Source organism: Sphaerospermopsis torques-reginae ITEP-024 (assembly GCF_019598945.1).
In the GTDB taxonomy this organism is placed as follows: Bacteria; Cyanobacteriota; Cyanobacteriia; order Cyanobacteriales; family Nostocaceae; genus Sphaerospermopsis.
Window position 1 is genome coordinate 683772 of record NZ_CP080598.1, and the last position, 15466, is coordinate 699237.

Genomic DNA, 15466 nt, shown 5'->3' on the forward strand with positions numbered 1-15466 from the left:
GAACAGGGATTCTATTTTGGATTTTGGATTTTGGATTGTATTGATAAACTCCAATCTAAAATCTAAAATCTAAAATCTAAAATCGTCTTCACCTATCACCTGTATTTAATTTCCAGAAACTATCAAAAGCGTACCAAGCTAAAACATACCAAGGAATTACTTCTAATTGCAAACCCTTAATTATTAACTGTCTTACCGCTAAAGTACCAAGTCCCAAGGGAAACAGAAAACGCAAATCTACAGTACCATTTGTAGCACGTTCAACTCGTTGGTTTAAATCAATCACTGTATTAGATATTCCCGATGCGGCTTCCGTTTGACCTTGGGTAATATCTGCAAAAATTATACCTATATCTTTCAGAGTTGCCAAAATCTCTGATAAAGTACCAGTTTGACTATCATGATGAATCAAAATACTACCATGATGAATATTAGTTTTTACATGACTAACGTGAGGTTGTGCTGTTAAAAAATTGGCGATATGTTGAATTTTCTCAACTTCACGGTTTTCCTGTGCAACTCTTAACCTGAGTCTTCCTGGGGTATCACTAACAATTTTTGTATTGATAGGATTAAAGGGTTTATTTAAATCTGCTTTCTCTGTAATTTGCAACATATTTTCACCCCTGATTATGAAAAATTCATAATTCATAATTCATAATTCATAACTCAATTACGAATTACGAATTACGAATTACGAATTATTAGGAATTATGTTGATTTTCCGCAGCCGCTTCAAATGCTGGGGTGTGTTTTGCTTCTGCTATTTCTGCTCTTGCTTCAGCAACAATATCTTCCCAAGTTTCACCCAATTCGGCAAAAGCTCCCTTGCTTTTTTCATAAGCAACAAGACCACCTTTAACTATTGATTTAACTATGGGTTTACCCACTCCAGCAACAACAGGAATTACTACAGGTGCAAGCAAAACTGCACCAATTCCAGCGATAATTCCAGGAGCGCCAGCATCTTCTACAAAAGCAGTAATTTTTGCCATATTAAATCCACCTCCAATAAATTAGAGAATCTTAAATAAGCCGTCACCATTTAGCTATCAGTAATCAGTAATCAGCTTTTAATACCCTTCACATATAAATTGGTGGGAAAATTATAAATTTTAGTTCCCTACCTATATTTTGGGAAATTTTGCTAATGGCTGTTAGCTGACGGCTGAATGCTTACAATAAGCTTTTTAATTTACTCTAATTTCTTTCATGAAATCCTCTGGCTAATGGTAGATGTTTTCATAATTCAGACTCAACCTTATGTAGTAGGGTTTGTATTGAGCATTAAGCTATCAGCAATCAGCAATCAGCTATTATCAGCTTTAACTATCCTCTGTTGATATTCCACTTCAGTCATCAAGTCTTGAGTAGATTCTACCCTGTCTAAAAATACCTTTCCTTCTAAATGATCATACTCATGTTGAAAAATCCGCGCTACAAAATCAGTTAATTCTTGTTGTTGTAAATTTCCATTTCTATCAGTATATTCAATTTCAATTGTTTGATATCTAGGAACTAAACCCCTAATTCCGGGAACACTTAAACAACCTTCCCAACCTTTAACAACTTCTGTGGAATAACTAATAATTTGCGGATTAATCATTGCTGTTGGTTGCATTGCTGGTGCATCTGGATATCTCGCATTTGGACGAGAAGCAACAATTAATAAACGTAATGATTCAGCTACTTGAGGTGCAGCAATTCCCACACCGTTAGCTTGAGCAACTGTAGCTATTAAATCATCAATGAGTTTTTGAATTTTCTCATCTTGAATATTTTCAACCCAAGCAGCTTTTTCACGTAATTTAGGATTTCCTAATTGAATAATTGATGATTTATCGGTCATTTTTAAAACTCCTGTAAAATCAGACTAAAAACTTGATTCTTGTGTAGGGGTAATTCATGAATTACCCCTACTCTTATTACTGTCACCTATCACCTATCATCTCTAATGGGTAAAGGTGCAGGTTTAACTATTAATTGAACAGTTGTTCCATTGCGTTCTACTTGAACCTGTAGAGGACTACCAATTTGACTATTTTCTACTAATTTTTGCACTTCTTCTACTTTATTTACAGGTTGATTATTAATACTTTTAATCACATCCCCTGCTCTGAGTCCACCTATTGCGGCTGGTGATTCAGGAACAATTCTCACTAATAAAACTCCTTGTTCTGCAACTAAATTTAGTCTATCACCAAATCTAGCATTTATTCTTTCCTTAACTTCTGGTGTCAGCGTCACCATTTGTACACCCAAATAAGGATGATCTACCCTACCTTTGCTAATTAATTCTTGAGAAATTTTTTGCACCGTATTAATAGGAATGGCAAAGCCTAAACCTTGAGCGCCTTGAATAATTGCTGTATTCATTCCTATAACTTCACCACGAGCATTGAGCAATGGACCGCCAGAATTACCAGGATTAATGGCTGCATCTGTTTGTAAATAATCTACTCGTTTATCACTAGCGCCAATATCACTACTAGAACGATCTGTAGCACTCAAAATTCCTGAAGTAACTGTATTATTTAAACCCAAAGGATTACCAATAGCAATTACCGCTTCTCCTGGTTGCAAGGTATTAGAATTACCTAAAGCTATAGCTGGTAAATTATTAGCATTAATTTGAATGACTGCCACATCTGTAACTGGGTCTTCTCCTAATACTTTACCCTCAAAAGTTCGCCCATCTTTGAGTGTTACCGTAACTTCATCTGCTCCATCTACAACATGAGAATTAGTCAAAATTTGCCCAGATGAATTAATAATAAATCCCGAACCACTACCCCTTTCTACTCTTTCTCTTGGTTGGGGGATTCTATCACCAAAAAATCTGCGGAAAAATGGATCGGAAAATTCTGCTGGTATTTGAGATGTGACGGTTCTCGCGGAATCAATGCGAACTACCGCACCACCTACTTTTTGTACTACTTTAACAACAAAATTAGGGTCGCCGGAAGATGCGATAATGGCAGGAGGCACAATTCCCGAATTTGTGTTTGTAGTGTTTTCTAATTGATTTGTGCCTTGTTGTGCTTCTAAGGTTCTACTATTTAAGTTAGAGCAGCCACTAAGAACTACTGCGGCTAACCCAGTTATTAACATCCAAACTCTGGTTTTTGCTTTCCTGTGGTGGATCAAATCACTGGTATCAATATGTTTGGATTCTAGATGATGATGATTCGTATTCATGATGTTATTTTTTCTCCGTGTTAGTCGCTAGGTGGTAGGATATTAGCTACCTGGTTTCAACCAGAATGGTTACAGTTTCAAGTTACATAAAGTTACATAATTTTTTGCTCATATCTCCTTCTATTGTGGCAATTAGCAGCAAAGGTAGTAGAAGATGGAATTTACCCTAGACAATCTGTGGCATCAGGTGTTAGAGCGTTTACAGTTAGAGTTATCTCGTCCTACCTTTGAAACTTGGATTAAAACTGCTAGTGCAGTACAGCTAGAAAATAATTGCTTAGTTATATCTACTCCTAATTTATTTGCTAGAAACTGGTTGCAAAAGTATTACATCAATACTATTGCGCGTGTGGTGCAGGATATTTTAGGTTATCCTGTAGAAATTTACATTACTGCTGTTCAAGGTGATGAAGTTTCTGGATTAAATCAACAAGATGTTAATTGGGCAGTTCCAGCAGTTAATACTATTCAATCAAATGTTCCCAAACATCAACAAAAAAGTACAGAGTTAAATTCTAAGTACGTTTTTTCTAGATTTGTGGTTGGCGCTAATAATAGAATGGCTCATGCTGCTTCTTTAGCAGTGGCAGAATATCCCGGTAGGGAATTTAATCCTTTATTTCTATGCGGTGGTGTGGGTTTGGGAAAAACCCATTTAATGCAAGCTATTGGTAATTATCGTTGGGAAATTTATCCTGATTCTAAAATATTTTATGTTTCAACCGAGCAGTTTACTAATGATTTAATTACGGCAATTCGTAATGATAGTATGCAAAATTTTCGGGAACATTACCGGGCTGCTGATATTTTATTAGTTGATGATATTCAATTCTTGGAAGGTAAGGAATATACTCAAGAGGAATTTTTTCATACTTTTAATACTTTACATGAGGCAGGAAAGCAAATTGTGATTGCTTCGGATCGTCCTCCTAAACAAATTCCGAGTTTACAAGAGCGTCTTTGTTCGCGGTTTTCTATGGGTTTAATTGCCGATATTCAACCCCCAGATTTAGAAACACGCATGGCAATTTTACAGAAAAAAGCTGAATATGAAAATATTCGTTTACCTAGAGATGTAGTTGAATATATTGCTTATAATTATACTTCTAATATTAGAGAATTGGAAGGGGCATTAATTCGGGCTTTGGCTTATATTTCGATTTGGGGTTTACCTATGACTGTGGAAAATATCACCCCAGTTTTAAGCACTTATAGCCAAAAACCGGAAGCTACACCGGAAGTTATTTTAAATGTGGTAGCTGAGTTTTTTAATCTGGCGATTGAAGATTTAAAAGGTAATTCTCGTCGTCGGGAAATTAGCTGGGCTAGACAAATTGCAATGTATTTAATGCGTCAATATACAGGATTAAGTTTACCAAGAATTGGGGAGGAATTTGGCGGGAAAGACCATACAACGGTGATGTATAGTTGTGAAAAAATTACCCAACTTCAGGAGACAGATAAAAGTTTAATGCAAACCTTACGACAGTTGAGCGATCGCATTAATATGAATACTCGTTATCAGAAATAGGAGTTTAGAAATCGCATCAATATGAATAGTCGTTATCAGAAATAGGAGTAGCGAGGAAATCTGAAACCTGTTACAAAAGTTTACAATTTGCAGAAGTTCCTACGTATCTTGTCTGGACTGCAAGTCTATTATCTGCTATATAAAACCTAGACAAAGCTAGACTTTACTTTCTACTTCAACAGGAGCATGGGAGCGGTTATCCCTCGGTAGACTTTCACGCTTTAGCCAAACGCGATAAATTAATTGCAGCATTCAGATCCCTATCCATCTCAAAACTACAGTTCTCGCAGTGATAAATTCTTTCAGATAAAGAAAGACTATCTTTTCTATGTCCACAGTGAGAACAGGTTTTACTTGATGGATAAAATCTATCAGCAATTATAATTTCACAACCAAACTTTTTAGCTTTATATTCTAGCTGACGCTTAAACTCATGAAACCCACAATCAGCTATTGCTTGGGCTAATTTATGGTTTGATAACATCCCTGAAACATTCAAATCTTCTACTACTATCTTGGCGTGGTTTTTGCATAAGTAAGTAGTAAGTTTATGAAGAGTATCTTTTCTCAGGTTTGCTATTCTTGCATGATGTCTAGCCAGTTTAATTTTAGCTTTATGCTTATTGCTTGAACCTTTAGCTTTTCTACAATAGACTTTGGATAATCTTTGTAGTTTAGCTAGATTCTGTTTATAGTGTTTAGGATTAGGAAATATAACACCAGTGCTTAGTGTAGCTAGTTCCTTGACTCCTAAATCAACACCAACAACAGCATGGTTTTTGATAGTTGGTTGACATTCTTGTTCATAAGAAAAGGCTATATACCAACTATCAGCAGTCCTGGAAATAATAATACTTTTACAGGTGGTGTGAGGTAATCCTTCATAAGTTTTTACCCATCCAATTGTCGGTAGTTTTATTGATGTACCACCTACAGGAATTGGTTTACCACCTGCATCAATTGTAAAACTATCATTTTTTCCTTTCTTTTTGAAGTTAGGATATTGAGACTGTCCTTTAAAGAATCTTTGAAAAGCTTCACCTAAACTATCAAAGGCGTATTGAGTGATTTTCTGGCAAATACCCTTTTCTTTAATCCATGCCAATTCAGGTTTTACATGATTATTAAAGAATTTCTTGAGGATGTATTTGTTTGGCTTTAATCCATCTTTATACAAATCCTGCCAAGTAGCTAAACCCCAATTATAGGTAAACCTTGCTATACCAGCGTGTTTAGCCATTAATATTTCCTGGGTTTTATTTAACTTGAGTTTTGTTTTGATGGATAAAAGCATTTGCTGATAGCTTGCGTGGCGATAGCCATTTTCAACACTATACTTTATTATTTAATTCTGACACATTTTGCTTAATTTTTTAGTCAACTTATTCCATGTATACTTCAAATACTTGTAGTTTTGTATGTACTTGTATAGGTTTGTCTAGTAAATTGTCAACTTAGGACAAGCTCTGTAGAACAATACCTTTGCCATTTTCCCGTAGGTTGGGTTTACCGTGTGGAAACCCAACGTAAACTCAACGTATTTGTTGGGTTTCGTTCCTCAACCCAACCTACAAATCAAGATATTTTTGATTTTGGCGAAGGTATTGTAATTGCATATAAAAATACTTCCCGACATTCTAATCGAGTCAGTCTAAACTCACGATTGTTGCAACGAGTTGTGATGTGATAACAGTATCCGGCTTGTATTTGGCGTTTATTGCGGGGCATAATTTACAACAATTTTGTTAGAAGAACTCACTGTCACCTGTCACCTAATGTTAAGCCAAGTATAAAAAATTGTTAAATTTAGCTACGATTGTGGAAAAAATATGACCATTTGGGGAAAAAGTTGTGGAAAACTTAATAATTTTGTCAAGAAAATACATTAAGTATAATTACCTTGTGGAAAACTAAGCGAGCTTTTCCACAGCTTTTCCACAGATATAGCAATCAGCAATCAGCTATCAGTAATCAGCTTTTTAGCAGTTATATCTTCCATGTCAAAAATTTGTTACCATTGTTTTTCGCTTGTTAAATCCATATTGATAGCGGTTGTCAGTGTGATGAGAACAAATATATCTCCTCAAACTCAACCCTATTCCCCATTCCCTATTCCCTATTCCCTGCGCTATGAAATTAGTTTGCTCTCAAAGTGACCTCAGTACGAACCTTTCCCTCGTCAGTCGTGCAGTACCATCCAGACCGACTCACCCCATTCTTGCTAACGTGCTTTTACAAGCGGATGCGGAAACCAACCAAGTCAGTTTAACAGCGTTTGATCTCAGTCTGGGTATCCGTACCAGTTTTAGTGCAGAAGTAATTGAAGGTGGAGAAATTGCTCTTCCTGCTAAACTACTGGTAGATATCACCTCTCGTTTACCAGAAGGGGAAATTTCCCTAGATGACGAGTCAGCAGACAACACCGGAGAAGGTATAGTAGTCACCCTCAAACCCAAAAGCGGTAAATATCAAGTCCGCGCTATGGGTGCAGAAGAATTTCCCGAATTACCTGTAATTGAAGTCTCAGAACCAATTCAACTCACCACCGCTGCATTAATTGAAGGTTTAAAAGGTTCTCTCTTTGCTACCAGCACCGACGAAACCAAGCAAGTCCTCACAGGGTTACATTTAACCGTTAAACAAGACAGTTTAGAATTTGCAGCTACCGATGGACACCGTTTAGCAGTGCTAGAAACCGCTAACGAGCGTCCCTTAGAAGGTAGCGAACAGTTAGAAGTTACAGTACCAGCAAGAGCATTAAGAGAATTACAACGGATGTTGGCTCATAGTTCTTCAGAAGAATCTGTATCCTTATATTTAGATCAAGGTCAAATAGTTTTTGCTTGGCAAAATCAACGTTTAACTAGCCGCACTTTAGAAGGACAATATCCCGCCTATCGGCAATTAATTCCTCGTCAATTTGAACGCCAAGTAGTATTAGAACGGAAGCAATTTATCAGCACTTTAGAAAGAATTGCTGTATTAGCTGACCAGAAAAATAATATTGTCAAAATCAGCATTGATAACGAAAATCAAGAAATAACATTATCCTGTGAAGCGCAAGACGTAGGCAGTGGTACAGAGTCAATGCCAGCGCAAATTTCTGGGGAAGATATAGACATTGCTTTTAATGTCAAATATCTCATGGAAGGTTTGAAAGAATTACCTTCTACAGAAATTCAAATGCACTTAAATCAAAGTTTAACCCCAGTTATTTTTACTCCTTTAGGTGGGTTAAAAATGACCTATTTAGCTATGCCTGTACAGCTTAGAAATTAGCATCTTAGGTAATAGGTGACAGGTGACAGGTGACAGAGAGCAGGGGAAGTAGGGGAAGCAGGGGGAGCAGGGGGAGAAAATTAAAAGGCAAAAGTTACAATTTTCATTTCTCCAGCCTCCTGACTCCTTGATCTGCTGTACGGGCGAAGCAGGTAAATCCCATTTTGTAGATATCATCTACTGCAAAGCGTTAGAGGATGTTTTAAAAGTCGCTGATGGCGTATCAAATATTTATAGATACCCCTAAATCCCCCTTGAAAAGGGGGACTTTGACTTTAGTTCCCCCCCCTTTTTAAGGGCTAGGGGGGATCAGGGGGGTGCCTAAAATCACGATCCAAAACTTTTCAAACACCCTCTTAAGGAATAGGTGACAGGTGACAGATGACAGTTAATAAATATCAACTATCAACTATCAACTCTCAACTCTCAACTATCAACTATCAACTCTCAACTATCAACTCTCAACTATCAACTATCAACTCTCAACTCTCAACTCTCAACTATCAACTCTCAACTCTCAACTATATCCTAAACTCTCACACTGTCAGCAAAGCGTATTTTCAGATAATCATCATCCATTTTTGCCCCTGCTGGTTGCAGTGCTGCTAATGCTTGTGGTAAAACTAAGTTACGGCGATGATTACCAATAGTAATGTTTAATTCATCCCCGGTTTTACTCAGTTGAATCTGGCTTTTAGGGATATTCGGTAAATAAAGTTCTAAGCTGTATTGGTTATTTTCCTGCACAACTCTAATAGTGGTTTCTTTATAATAAACCTGAGTTGGATCTTCATCTTTATAGAGAGTTTCTTTGAGTCTCTCTAATGCAGCTAAACCACACATTTCTTCAGAAAATAATGGTACTTCCTTCACAGGTAAAGGGAGGAAGTTTTCATGAATTTCTTGGCGGTATTGTTCTTGATTTTCTTTCCAACGTTGGAAAAATGGATCTTCTACTTCTTTGGGAATAATGCGGTTAGCTACAACTAAATCTGTGGCTACATTATATAAACTCAGATAAGCATGAGCGCGGAGCGATTCTTTAATCACCATTTTTTCTGGGTTGGTGACAAGTCTAACTGAGGTTTGTGTATTGTCAGTTAATACTTTTTCTAGTGCTTCTATTTGTTCATAAAATTCATAGGGTGCATCCATTACTTCTTTATCTGGTAAAGAAAAACCAGCAATGGGTTTAAAAATTGGTTCTACCAGTGGTCTGAGTGCTACAGAGATGTTTTGAAAAGGTTTATAAAAACGCCGCATATACCAACCACCAACTTCTGGTAAACTTAGAAGACGTAATGCAGTACCTGTGGGGGCAGAATCAATAATTAAAACGTCAAATTCTCCTTCATCATAATGACGTTTCATTCTCACTAATCCGAAAATTTCATCCATTCCTGGTAAAATTGCCAGTTCTTCCGCTTGTATTCCTTCTAAACCCCGTGCTTGCAAAACTTGGGTAATATAACGTTTTACCGCACCCCAGTTACCTTCTAATTCTTGTAGTGCATCGAGTTCTGCACCCCACAAATTTGGGCGCACTTGTTTTGCGTCGTGTCCTAATTCTATATCAAAACTGTCTGCTAAGGAGTGAGCAGGATCTGTACTTAAAACTAATGTTTTATAACCGAGTTCTGCACAACGAAGTCCGGTTGCTGCTGCGACGGAGGTTTTACCTACTCCACCCTTACCAGTCATTAAAATTACTCGCATGGATATTTTGTCCTGCCTGAATTTTGTTTACATTTATTTACATTATCCTTTGTTTCTGGAAAATAGGTGTTGCTTTAGTACATCTAATTGGGAACAGTGCCAATAGTCAATGTGGGAAATTATTAAACCTTCATTATTGAGACGGAGTTCACTCCAACCAGAAATAGATATCCTTGGTTTCCAGGGTAATGCAGCATCCCAGCTAAGTGTCCACTCGGTTTTAATTGTGTTTTCTTGTTGTTGAATATTATGTAAATCCATTTTGAGATTGAGGAAAAATGTTTGAATGAATTTAATCATCCATTTATAAAGTTCTAAACCCCGAAATTTAAATACAGCATCTTGGAAATAAACATCCTTTGCATAAATGCTGTAAGTTTGATTAACTGGAAATCTTTGATAGTCGGCTTTAAGTGTTTCTAAAATATCCATGATTGGTAATTGGTAATTGGTAATTGGTGATTGGTAAATAATAATTATATATTCCCTCTTCCCTCTTCCCTATTCCCTCTTAACGTTTTGTCCGCTGACAAAGGTTAAAACTCAAAATAAAACCGTGCTGACCTACGCAAATGAGGTATTGTCAAATCCCAAAGCGAGTTTGGAAAACCAAACAAACAAATATAGTTTTTCATATTACTTATTGAAGTGCTGAATTTCATTTAGAGATAAATCGCAAATTGATCTGTTGATAGGGTTCAGAAGATTGGCCTAAATCTATTGTTTTTGGTTCTGCCGGCATACTATTAATAAAAAGATTATAATTACGGCCTACTAATCCCTCTAAATAATACATACCATTAGAACTAGTAATTGAAAAAACTCTTTGATTAGAACTAGAAGTAGAAGCTACAGCTTCAACTCTAGCACCAGAAATAGGTTTTCCTTGCAAATCAGTCACAATTCCTGACATCGTGTAAGATTGGGCAAAGGGAATAACGACTTCCGTAAAACCTCCTGCTTTAACTTCAATTGCTACAGCAGTATTTTTAGTAGGATACCAATCTAAAGGATAACCAGAGGGATCTAAATCCAAACGATAAAGTCCCGGTGCTAGGGATAATACAATACCATGCTTGGTCACTTGTGGTTGATATTTGGAAATAGGATAGTTATTGATAGTCAAAAGTAAATCTAATTTTTTATTTAGTATAGGTTCTGTAACATCTTGAAAATTATTATTATTTTCATCGAAAAAAGGTTTTAATAAAATACCATTAGTAACTTTCGGGGCTGCTCCTGTAGCATTTGCGCTGCAAAAACCACGCTGTAAGTCAAAACACGATGATAGTACAAGCCTAAATCTATCGGCATTAGACCCCAAATCAATATTACTATAACTGGCTTCCAAAAATAAACCAGAAAAAATCTCACGGGAGAACTTAGTCATAAATCCTGACCCCTTAGATCCTATACCATAACCTAATTCTAGCTCAAATTGAGACATTTCCGGCTTCAAACGCCAACTTAGGGTTAGCAAAGAATTACCCGTGGGATTTATCAAATCAAGTGGTGCGATTTTTTGATAATTCAACACTAGGTCACTATGGTTTTTTATCATATTGTAAGTCAGGTTAGTTTTGGTAATAGAATCATTACCAAAATGTGTCAATTCAAAATCACCTGATCTTCCTGTTAAATACCATTGTAGTTTACTCAGACTATCCCATTGTAAAACCAGTGAGGCAGAAATTTTGTTTCCTGAAAAACGGCTGCGCGTACCAATATTGTACCTAAATGGTGAAGTAGAGTTGTAGTCATAATTAAAATTACCAAATACTGATAGATTTGGTGAAATACTTTGACCGATATTTAAACGACTAGCTTGCAAATTTGTATTGAAATTGAATTGGGTTTGGGGATTGGGATTATAGCGAATATTAGCGTCAATTTCCCAATCTTTTTTCCCAGTGGGAGTTAAAGCTGAAGCTGTAATTTGTAGAGGAGTATTTTCAGGTTGAAAAAATAACTCTGTAAAACCCCGAAAACTATCTTCATAACTCGCACCTAATCCTACCGTTAGTTCCTGGGATACCCCATAACGATAACTTACCGCCGTCCGTAAATCCTCGAAAGTACCTAAGAAATCTTTGCTATTAACAACATTATTGCGTCCTATACCAGCTGATAAAATTAAGGATGCAGCTTGGGGAGGCAGTTGTCCAATAATGATAGGCAGAGCAACAATCCTTTCCTCTGGTTCAGATGTCAGTTTTCCCTGGGCATATAATAATAATCGCACCTCATACAGACTGATGTCGTCAAATCTGTATTCTCCTGATTTATCAACTAACACCTCTCCTAAAATCTCTCGACCATAGCGAGGAAGTATCTGTACTAAAGTTCCTGGTGCAGCTTTTCCTCTGACTGTTTGACCATAGCGCAGAGGTTGTGCGCGATTGTTTGCTGATCCACCGTTTCCAGGAGACATAGTAAATCCCCAACGATTCACAGTAGTTACACCCCAATAAGAATTAGAGCTTGTGCTACGCCAAAAAGGTGTTTGTGAACCTACAAATAGATCTGTAGAATCACTTTCTAGGGTATAGCTGGCTGAACCTAATCTCCAAGTATTTTCCTTTTCCGTTGCTGTTTGATTGAGTCTGAGAAGCCATGCTCCTCCTTTGAAGCTACCACTGGTGGTAACTGTTCGATTTTGTTGAGAACGAGAACCGTCTTTTTGGACTGATTCTTGATTATTTATAGTCGTGACACTGAATAAGGGTGCAGATATATAGGGGATATTCGTAAAATCAATCGGTACTTCAACGGGATTTTTGCTATATTCAGATTGCTTGTTCAACGGAAGAGTGATTTGGAGAGCATAATTATTGATATCAAATTCTAGGTTTACACCAAACCAATCTTTAATATCTCGGATAGATAAAACAGGGCCAATTTCCGGATCAAGTCTGAGGCGGCTAAGATTAAAATTGAAGACAACGGTAGGCGATCGCAACTGTACCTCACCATTAGGCAAATTAGTCACCTTAATATTTAAAGCCTTAATAATCTTATCATAAGGTACAAGCCAATCATCAAACTGAATTGCCTCAGAACCATCTTCCATTCCTCTGACTAAGGTATTTTTGGATCGCGCACGTCCACTAACTTGTATACCCAAAGGCAAAATACCCCATTGAGCAGCAATACTTTTAGGATCAACGGGGGGAATTAATATAGATTGGTTTAAGGAAGATACGGTAGAATCTGTCACCTCATTAACTGGTGACTTTTGATTCTGATTCTCTTCCTGATCTTTACTGTTGATTGATTCAGTATTTAGGGGTTGGTTAGAGGTTTCAGGTGCAGATAATGTTTCCAAATCCACCACCCGGATAAACTCTATATTTTTCTCAGTATTTATTGATTCAGATGTCAATTCTGGTAGAATTGGCTTTTTTTTTCTAAATCTATCACCCGCAAAAAGTTTTCTGTGGGTTGAGGTGGAGTTGATTTTTCTATATCCTTAACACCAGAAAAACCTACTGTTTGGTCAGAATCCTTGATTTTGGATCTCACAGGTAGTTTATCCTGAGTTTGCGCCAATACATCAGCAGTACGAATTAATACTAATGCAACAACAGACACAAATACTGAGTACAACCTCAGAAGTTGTAAGAGAATATCCACGAACTTGCATCTCAATAGGCCTATTTAGCTGGTATAGTCAAGGAAAAATTAAATGGTAAAACGTTTTGTTTCTCCTGGGAATTTAAAGCCCAACCTTTATTAGTCCACAAAATTTTTCCAGAGAAATTATAAGTACCAGGAGCCAGAGGCTTTTCTTTTTGGGGTGGGTAATTAATAGGGAATTTGCGGCTACTTTCTGCTACTATAGAATTAGGATCATTTACTTTGCTCACAATTTCCTTATTTCCTTGTTTCAAACTCCATTCAACACTAGCACGAGTTGAACCTGTACCAGTGTTTTTTACACTCAGCAATATTTGTCTTGCTTTAGGATCATAGCTAACTCCTGTCACCTGAATATCAGGAGCAACCTGGCCTTGACGAGCATAAACAGTTGCGCCAATTCTGGTAACAAGAGCTAATTGGGAAGCAGTTACATTCTGAGGTACATTAGGATTATTAGGAGATTCAGTTAAAGATTGAACATAAACAACCGCTCGATACTCTTTATTAGTAATATTTCCAGGAATCCGAGTCACTAAACGCACTTGTCTAGATTGTCCGGGTCCTACTGTTAATTCACGGGGCGAAAATACAAGATAAGGAGTCAGATCCGCTTTACTGTTAGGCTCTAGACGTAAACCTAGATCGGTGTAAGAAAAAGGTTCAGCATAAAGTCGAGCGCGAATAGGGTTAGTATTACTCATATTTCTCACAGTAAATGTCCCTTCTGCCTGACCGCGTTCGGTATCTAATTCCACAATCCCTGGAATCAAATTTAAAGACTGTCCTTGAGCAGTTTGGTTAAATAGCACTAGGGGGATTCCAATCAAACTTCCCCCGGTAGCTGCACAGATGGCAAAATTAAGAATATTTTTCAGAACAGAACGGTGGATAGTATACATCAGTGTGTAGCTTAAATTTAGATACAGATATATAGGATTAATTTACTTAAAAAATGGATTTCAGGTTATTCCGATACTTTTTTGCTAACCAATGCTAACAAATACATAACTTAAGATTTGTTCTTAACCAAGGCGTATCAACCAATGCACGAAGATAAATTCCTCGCGCACTATTCAAATCTCGGTTCATGACTTTACCGTCTATCCGAGATTTGATAGTTTTAGATCCTGCTATATAAAACCTAGACAAAGCTAGACTTTACTTTCTACTTCAACGGGAGCATGGGAGCGGTTATCCCTCTGTAGACTTTCACGCTGTAGCCCAACGCGATTGTGTTCCAATTAAGTTTCTGAAAAAGACTACCACCATCATTGCTTGGTTTTCGCGTCGGCAATAGTCTCAATTCAATACTTGATATCACCGTATTATATATCAAGTAGTTGATTTTTTCCGGAAAATATATTGATTTTTGTCAATATAAGTATAGTTTTGTCTATGAAATTGTCAACTTAGGACAAGCTCTTTCAGCAGACTCTCATCAAATGTCCATAACCTGAAACCCGTTCTAGTGACAATTCATGAATTGTCCCTACCAGAATTTTCGGAGATGTCTATTGAGGAACCGCAGTCACTAAAACTGTATATTTGTAGATACCTACTGGAATACCATTAGTAGACTGAATGTTCATGTCAACTGTCATATCTACATTTGGAGTTGCAACAGTTGAAGCTGCTACGGGTAAGAATCCATCGCTTGTCACAGAGCCACTAGCTGGTGATGCTGTGTAAGCCTCTACTTGGGTTGCACCACCATCTAAAACTGACTTTGCACTAACTGCGGTGAATGCAGGATTGGAAGCAGCACCTACAGGAGTATCCACGAAAAATGCAGTATTTGCGTTGCATGAAACAGTAAATTCCGCTGGTGCCGCAGTCGCTCCAGCAACAGTACCTAAAGTTGCACTAGTGGCGCTATCTATAGTACCCAGGTCTCTGCCTTTAGCAACCATTAGACCAGATTCGATGTTTGTAAACTGACAGTTGGACTGAGCAAGACCTGTAAAGTCAAGGTTCAGTTCTTGGTCGGCTTTAGCTACAGGCGCAAATAATACAGGAGCAGTTAATATGGCAGCAGAAATCAGACCTATGATCTTCTTCATACAAGCACCCTCTTCGTTTTGAATTTGAAGGTTTTATAACAAT

Annotated in this window: 14 protein-coding genes; 3 read left to right on the top strand and 11 right to left on the bottom strand. The window is 37.2% G+C overall.

The window, feature by feature from the left end; genetic code table 11:
- Positions 1–88: 88 nt before the first annotated feature.
- From K2F26_RS03205 to K2F26_RS03220, 4 genes are all read right to left on the bottom strand, one after another.
- Positions 89–616, bottom strand: coding sequence for an HMA2 domain-containing protein (locus K2F26_RS03205; protein ID WP_220610322.1), 528 nt, complete (start codon positions 614–616; stop codon positions 89–91).
- Between the two features lie 88 nt (positions 617–704).
- Positions 705–995 carry a DUF5132 domain-containing protein gene (locus K2F26_RS03210; protein WP_220610323.1) on the bottom strand — a complete coding sequence of 97 codons (291 nt, stop codon included), beginning with the start codon at positions 993–995 and terminating at the stop codon, positions 705–707.
- Positions 996–1309: 314 nt separating this feature from the next.
- Positions 1310–1849 carry a peptide deformylase gene (gene def / locus K2F26_RS03215; RefSeq protein WP_220610324.1) on the bottom strand — a complete coding sequence of 180 codons (540 nt, stop codon included), beginning with the start codon at positions 1847–1849 and terminating at the stop codon, positions 1310–1312.
- 89 nt (positions 1850–1938) lie between these two features.
- Positions 1939–3198, bottom strand: coding sequence for an HhoA/HhoB/HtrA family serine endopeptidase (locus K2F26_RS03220; RefSeq protein WP_220610325.1), 1260 nt, complete (start codon positions 3196–3198; stop codon positions 1939–1941).
- A 154-nt stretch (positions 3199–3352) separates the two neighbouring features.
- On the opposite strand from K2F26_RS03220, the gene dnaA reads away from it, so the two are divergent.
- Positions 3353–4729: a chromosomal replication initiator protein DnaA gene (gene dnaA / locus K2F26_RS03225; RefSeq protein WP_220610326.1), complete on the top strand. Its 1377-nt coding sequence runs from the start codon at positions 3353–3355 to the stop codon at positions 4727–4729.
- A gap of 214 nt (positions 4730–4943) precedes the next feature.
- Here dnaA and K2F26_RS03230 read toward each other — a convergent pair whose 3' ends face one another.
- The gene (locus K2F26_RS03230) at positions 4944–6023 is read right to left on the bottom strand and encodes an RNA-guided endonuclease InsQ/TnpB family protein (protein ID WP_220610327.1); all 1080 of its coding nucleotides are present in this window, start codon (positions 6021–6023) and stop codon (positions 4944–4946) included.
- Positions 6024–6242: 219 nt separating this feature from the next.
- On the opposite strand from K2F26_RS03230, the gene K2F26_RS03235 reads away from it, so the two are divergent.
- Together K2F26_RS03235 and dnaN are read left to right on the top strand one after the other, a co-directional pair.
- Complete coding sequence (locus K2F26_RS03235; protein ID WP_220610328.1) at positions 6243–6416, top strand: hypothetical protein; 174 nt, start codon at positions 6243–6245, stop codon at positions 6414–6416.
- Positions 6417–6859: 443 nt separating this feature from the next.
- Positions 6860–8008, top strand: a complete 1149-nt coding sequence (dnaN, locus tag K2F26_RS03240; protein WP_220610329.1) for a DNA polymerase III subunit beta — start codon at positions 6860–6862, stop codon at positions 8006–8008.
- Between the two features lie 528 nt (positions 8009–8536).
- Here the strand turns inward: dnaN and K2F26_RS03245 are convergent.
- The 6 genes from K2F26_RS03245 to K2F26_RS03270 form a co-directional block, all read right to left on the bottom strand.
- On the bottom strand, positions 8537–9724 hold the full coding sequence (locus tag K2F26_RS03245) for a TRC40/GET3/ArsA family transport-energizing ATPase (protein WP_220610330.1): 1188 nt from the start codon (positions 9722–9724) through the stop codon (positions 8537–8539).
- A gap of 42 nt (positions 9725–9766) precedes the next feature.
- On the bottom strand, positions 9767–10156 hold the full coding sequence (locus K2F26_RS03250; RefSeq protein ID WP_096571581.1) for a C6orf136 family protein: 390 nt from the start codon (positions 10154–10156) through the stop codon (positions 9767–9769).
- A gap of 226 nt (positions 10157–10382) precedes the next feature.
- Entirely contained in the window at positions 10383–13106 is a 2724-nt protein-coding gene (locus tag K2F26_RS03255; protein ID WP_220610331.1) for a carboxypeptidase-like regulatory domain-containing protein, read from the bottom strand.
- Positions 13103–13315 (bottom strand): hypothetical protein, encoded by a 213-nt coding sequence (locus tag K2F26_RS03260; protein WP_220610332.1) that lies wholly within the window; start codon positions 13313–13315, stop codon positions 13103–13105. The genes K2F26_RS03255 and K2F26_RS03260 overlap by 4 nt, the downstream gene beginning before the upstream one ends.
- A gap of 62 nt (positions 13316–13377) precedes the next feature.
- On the bottom strand, positions 13378–14262 hold the full coding sequence (locus tag K2F26_RS03265) for a fimbrial biogenesis chaperone (protein ID WP_220610333.1): 885 nt from the start codon (positions 14260–14262) through the stop codon (positions 13378–13380).
- Between the two features lie 612 nt (positions 14263–14874).
- Positions 14875–15423 (bottom strand): hypothetical protein, encoded by a 549-nt coding sequence (locus tag K2F26_RS03270; RefSeq protein WP_220610334.1) that lies wholly within the window; start codon positions 15421–15423, stop codon positions 14875–14877.
- Positions 15424–15466 lie beyond the last annotated feature (43 nt).

Coding starts and splice junctions, on each gene's coding strand:
- K2F26_RS03205 (WP_220610322.1), bottom strand. CDS start 616: ATGTTGCAAATTACAGAGAAAGCAGATTTAAATAAACCCTTTAATCCT.
- K2F26_RS03210 (WP_220610323.1), bottom strand. CDS start 995: ATGGCAAAAATTACTGCTTTTGTAGAAGATGCTGGCGCTCCTGGAATT.
- def (WP_220610324.1), bottom strand. CDS start 1,849: ATGACCGATAAATCATCAATTATTCAATTAGGAAATCCTAAATTACGT.
- K2F26_RS03220 (WP_220610325.1), bottom strand. CDS start 3,198: ATGAATACGAATCATCATCATCTAGAATCCAAACATATTGATACCAGT.
- dnaA (WP_220610326.1), top strand. CDS start 3,353: ATGGAATTTACCCTAGACAATCTGTGGCATCAGGTGTTAGAGCGTTTA.
- K2F26_RS03230 (WP_220610327.1), bottom strand. CDS start 6,023: ATGCTTTTATCCATCAAAACAAAACTCAAGTTAAATAAAACCCAGGAA.
- dnaN (WP_220610329.1), top strand. CDS start 6,860: ATGAAATTAGTTTGCTCTCAAAGTGACCTCAGTACGAACCTTTCCCTC.
- K2F26_RS03245 (WP_220610330.1), bottom strand. CDS start 9,724: ATGCGAGTAATTTTAATGACTGGTAAGGGTGGAGTAGGTAAAACCTCC.
- K2F26_RS03250 (WP_096571581.1), bottom strand. CDS start 10,156: ATGGATATTTTAGAAACACTTAAAGCCGACTATCAAAGATTTCCAGTT.
- K2F26_RS03265 (WP_220610333.1), bottom strand. CDS start 14,262: ATGTATACTATCCACCGTTCTGTTCTGAAAAATATTCTTAATTTTGCC.
- K2F26_RS03270 (WP_220610334.1), bottom strand. CDS start 15,423: ATGAAGAAGATCATAGGTCTGATTTCTGCTGCCATATTAACTGCTCCT.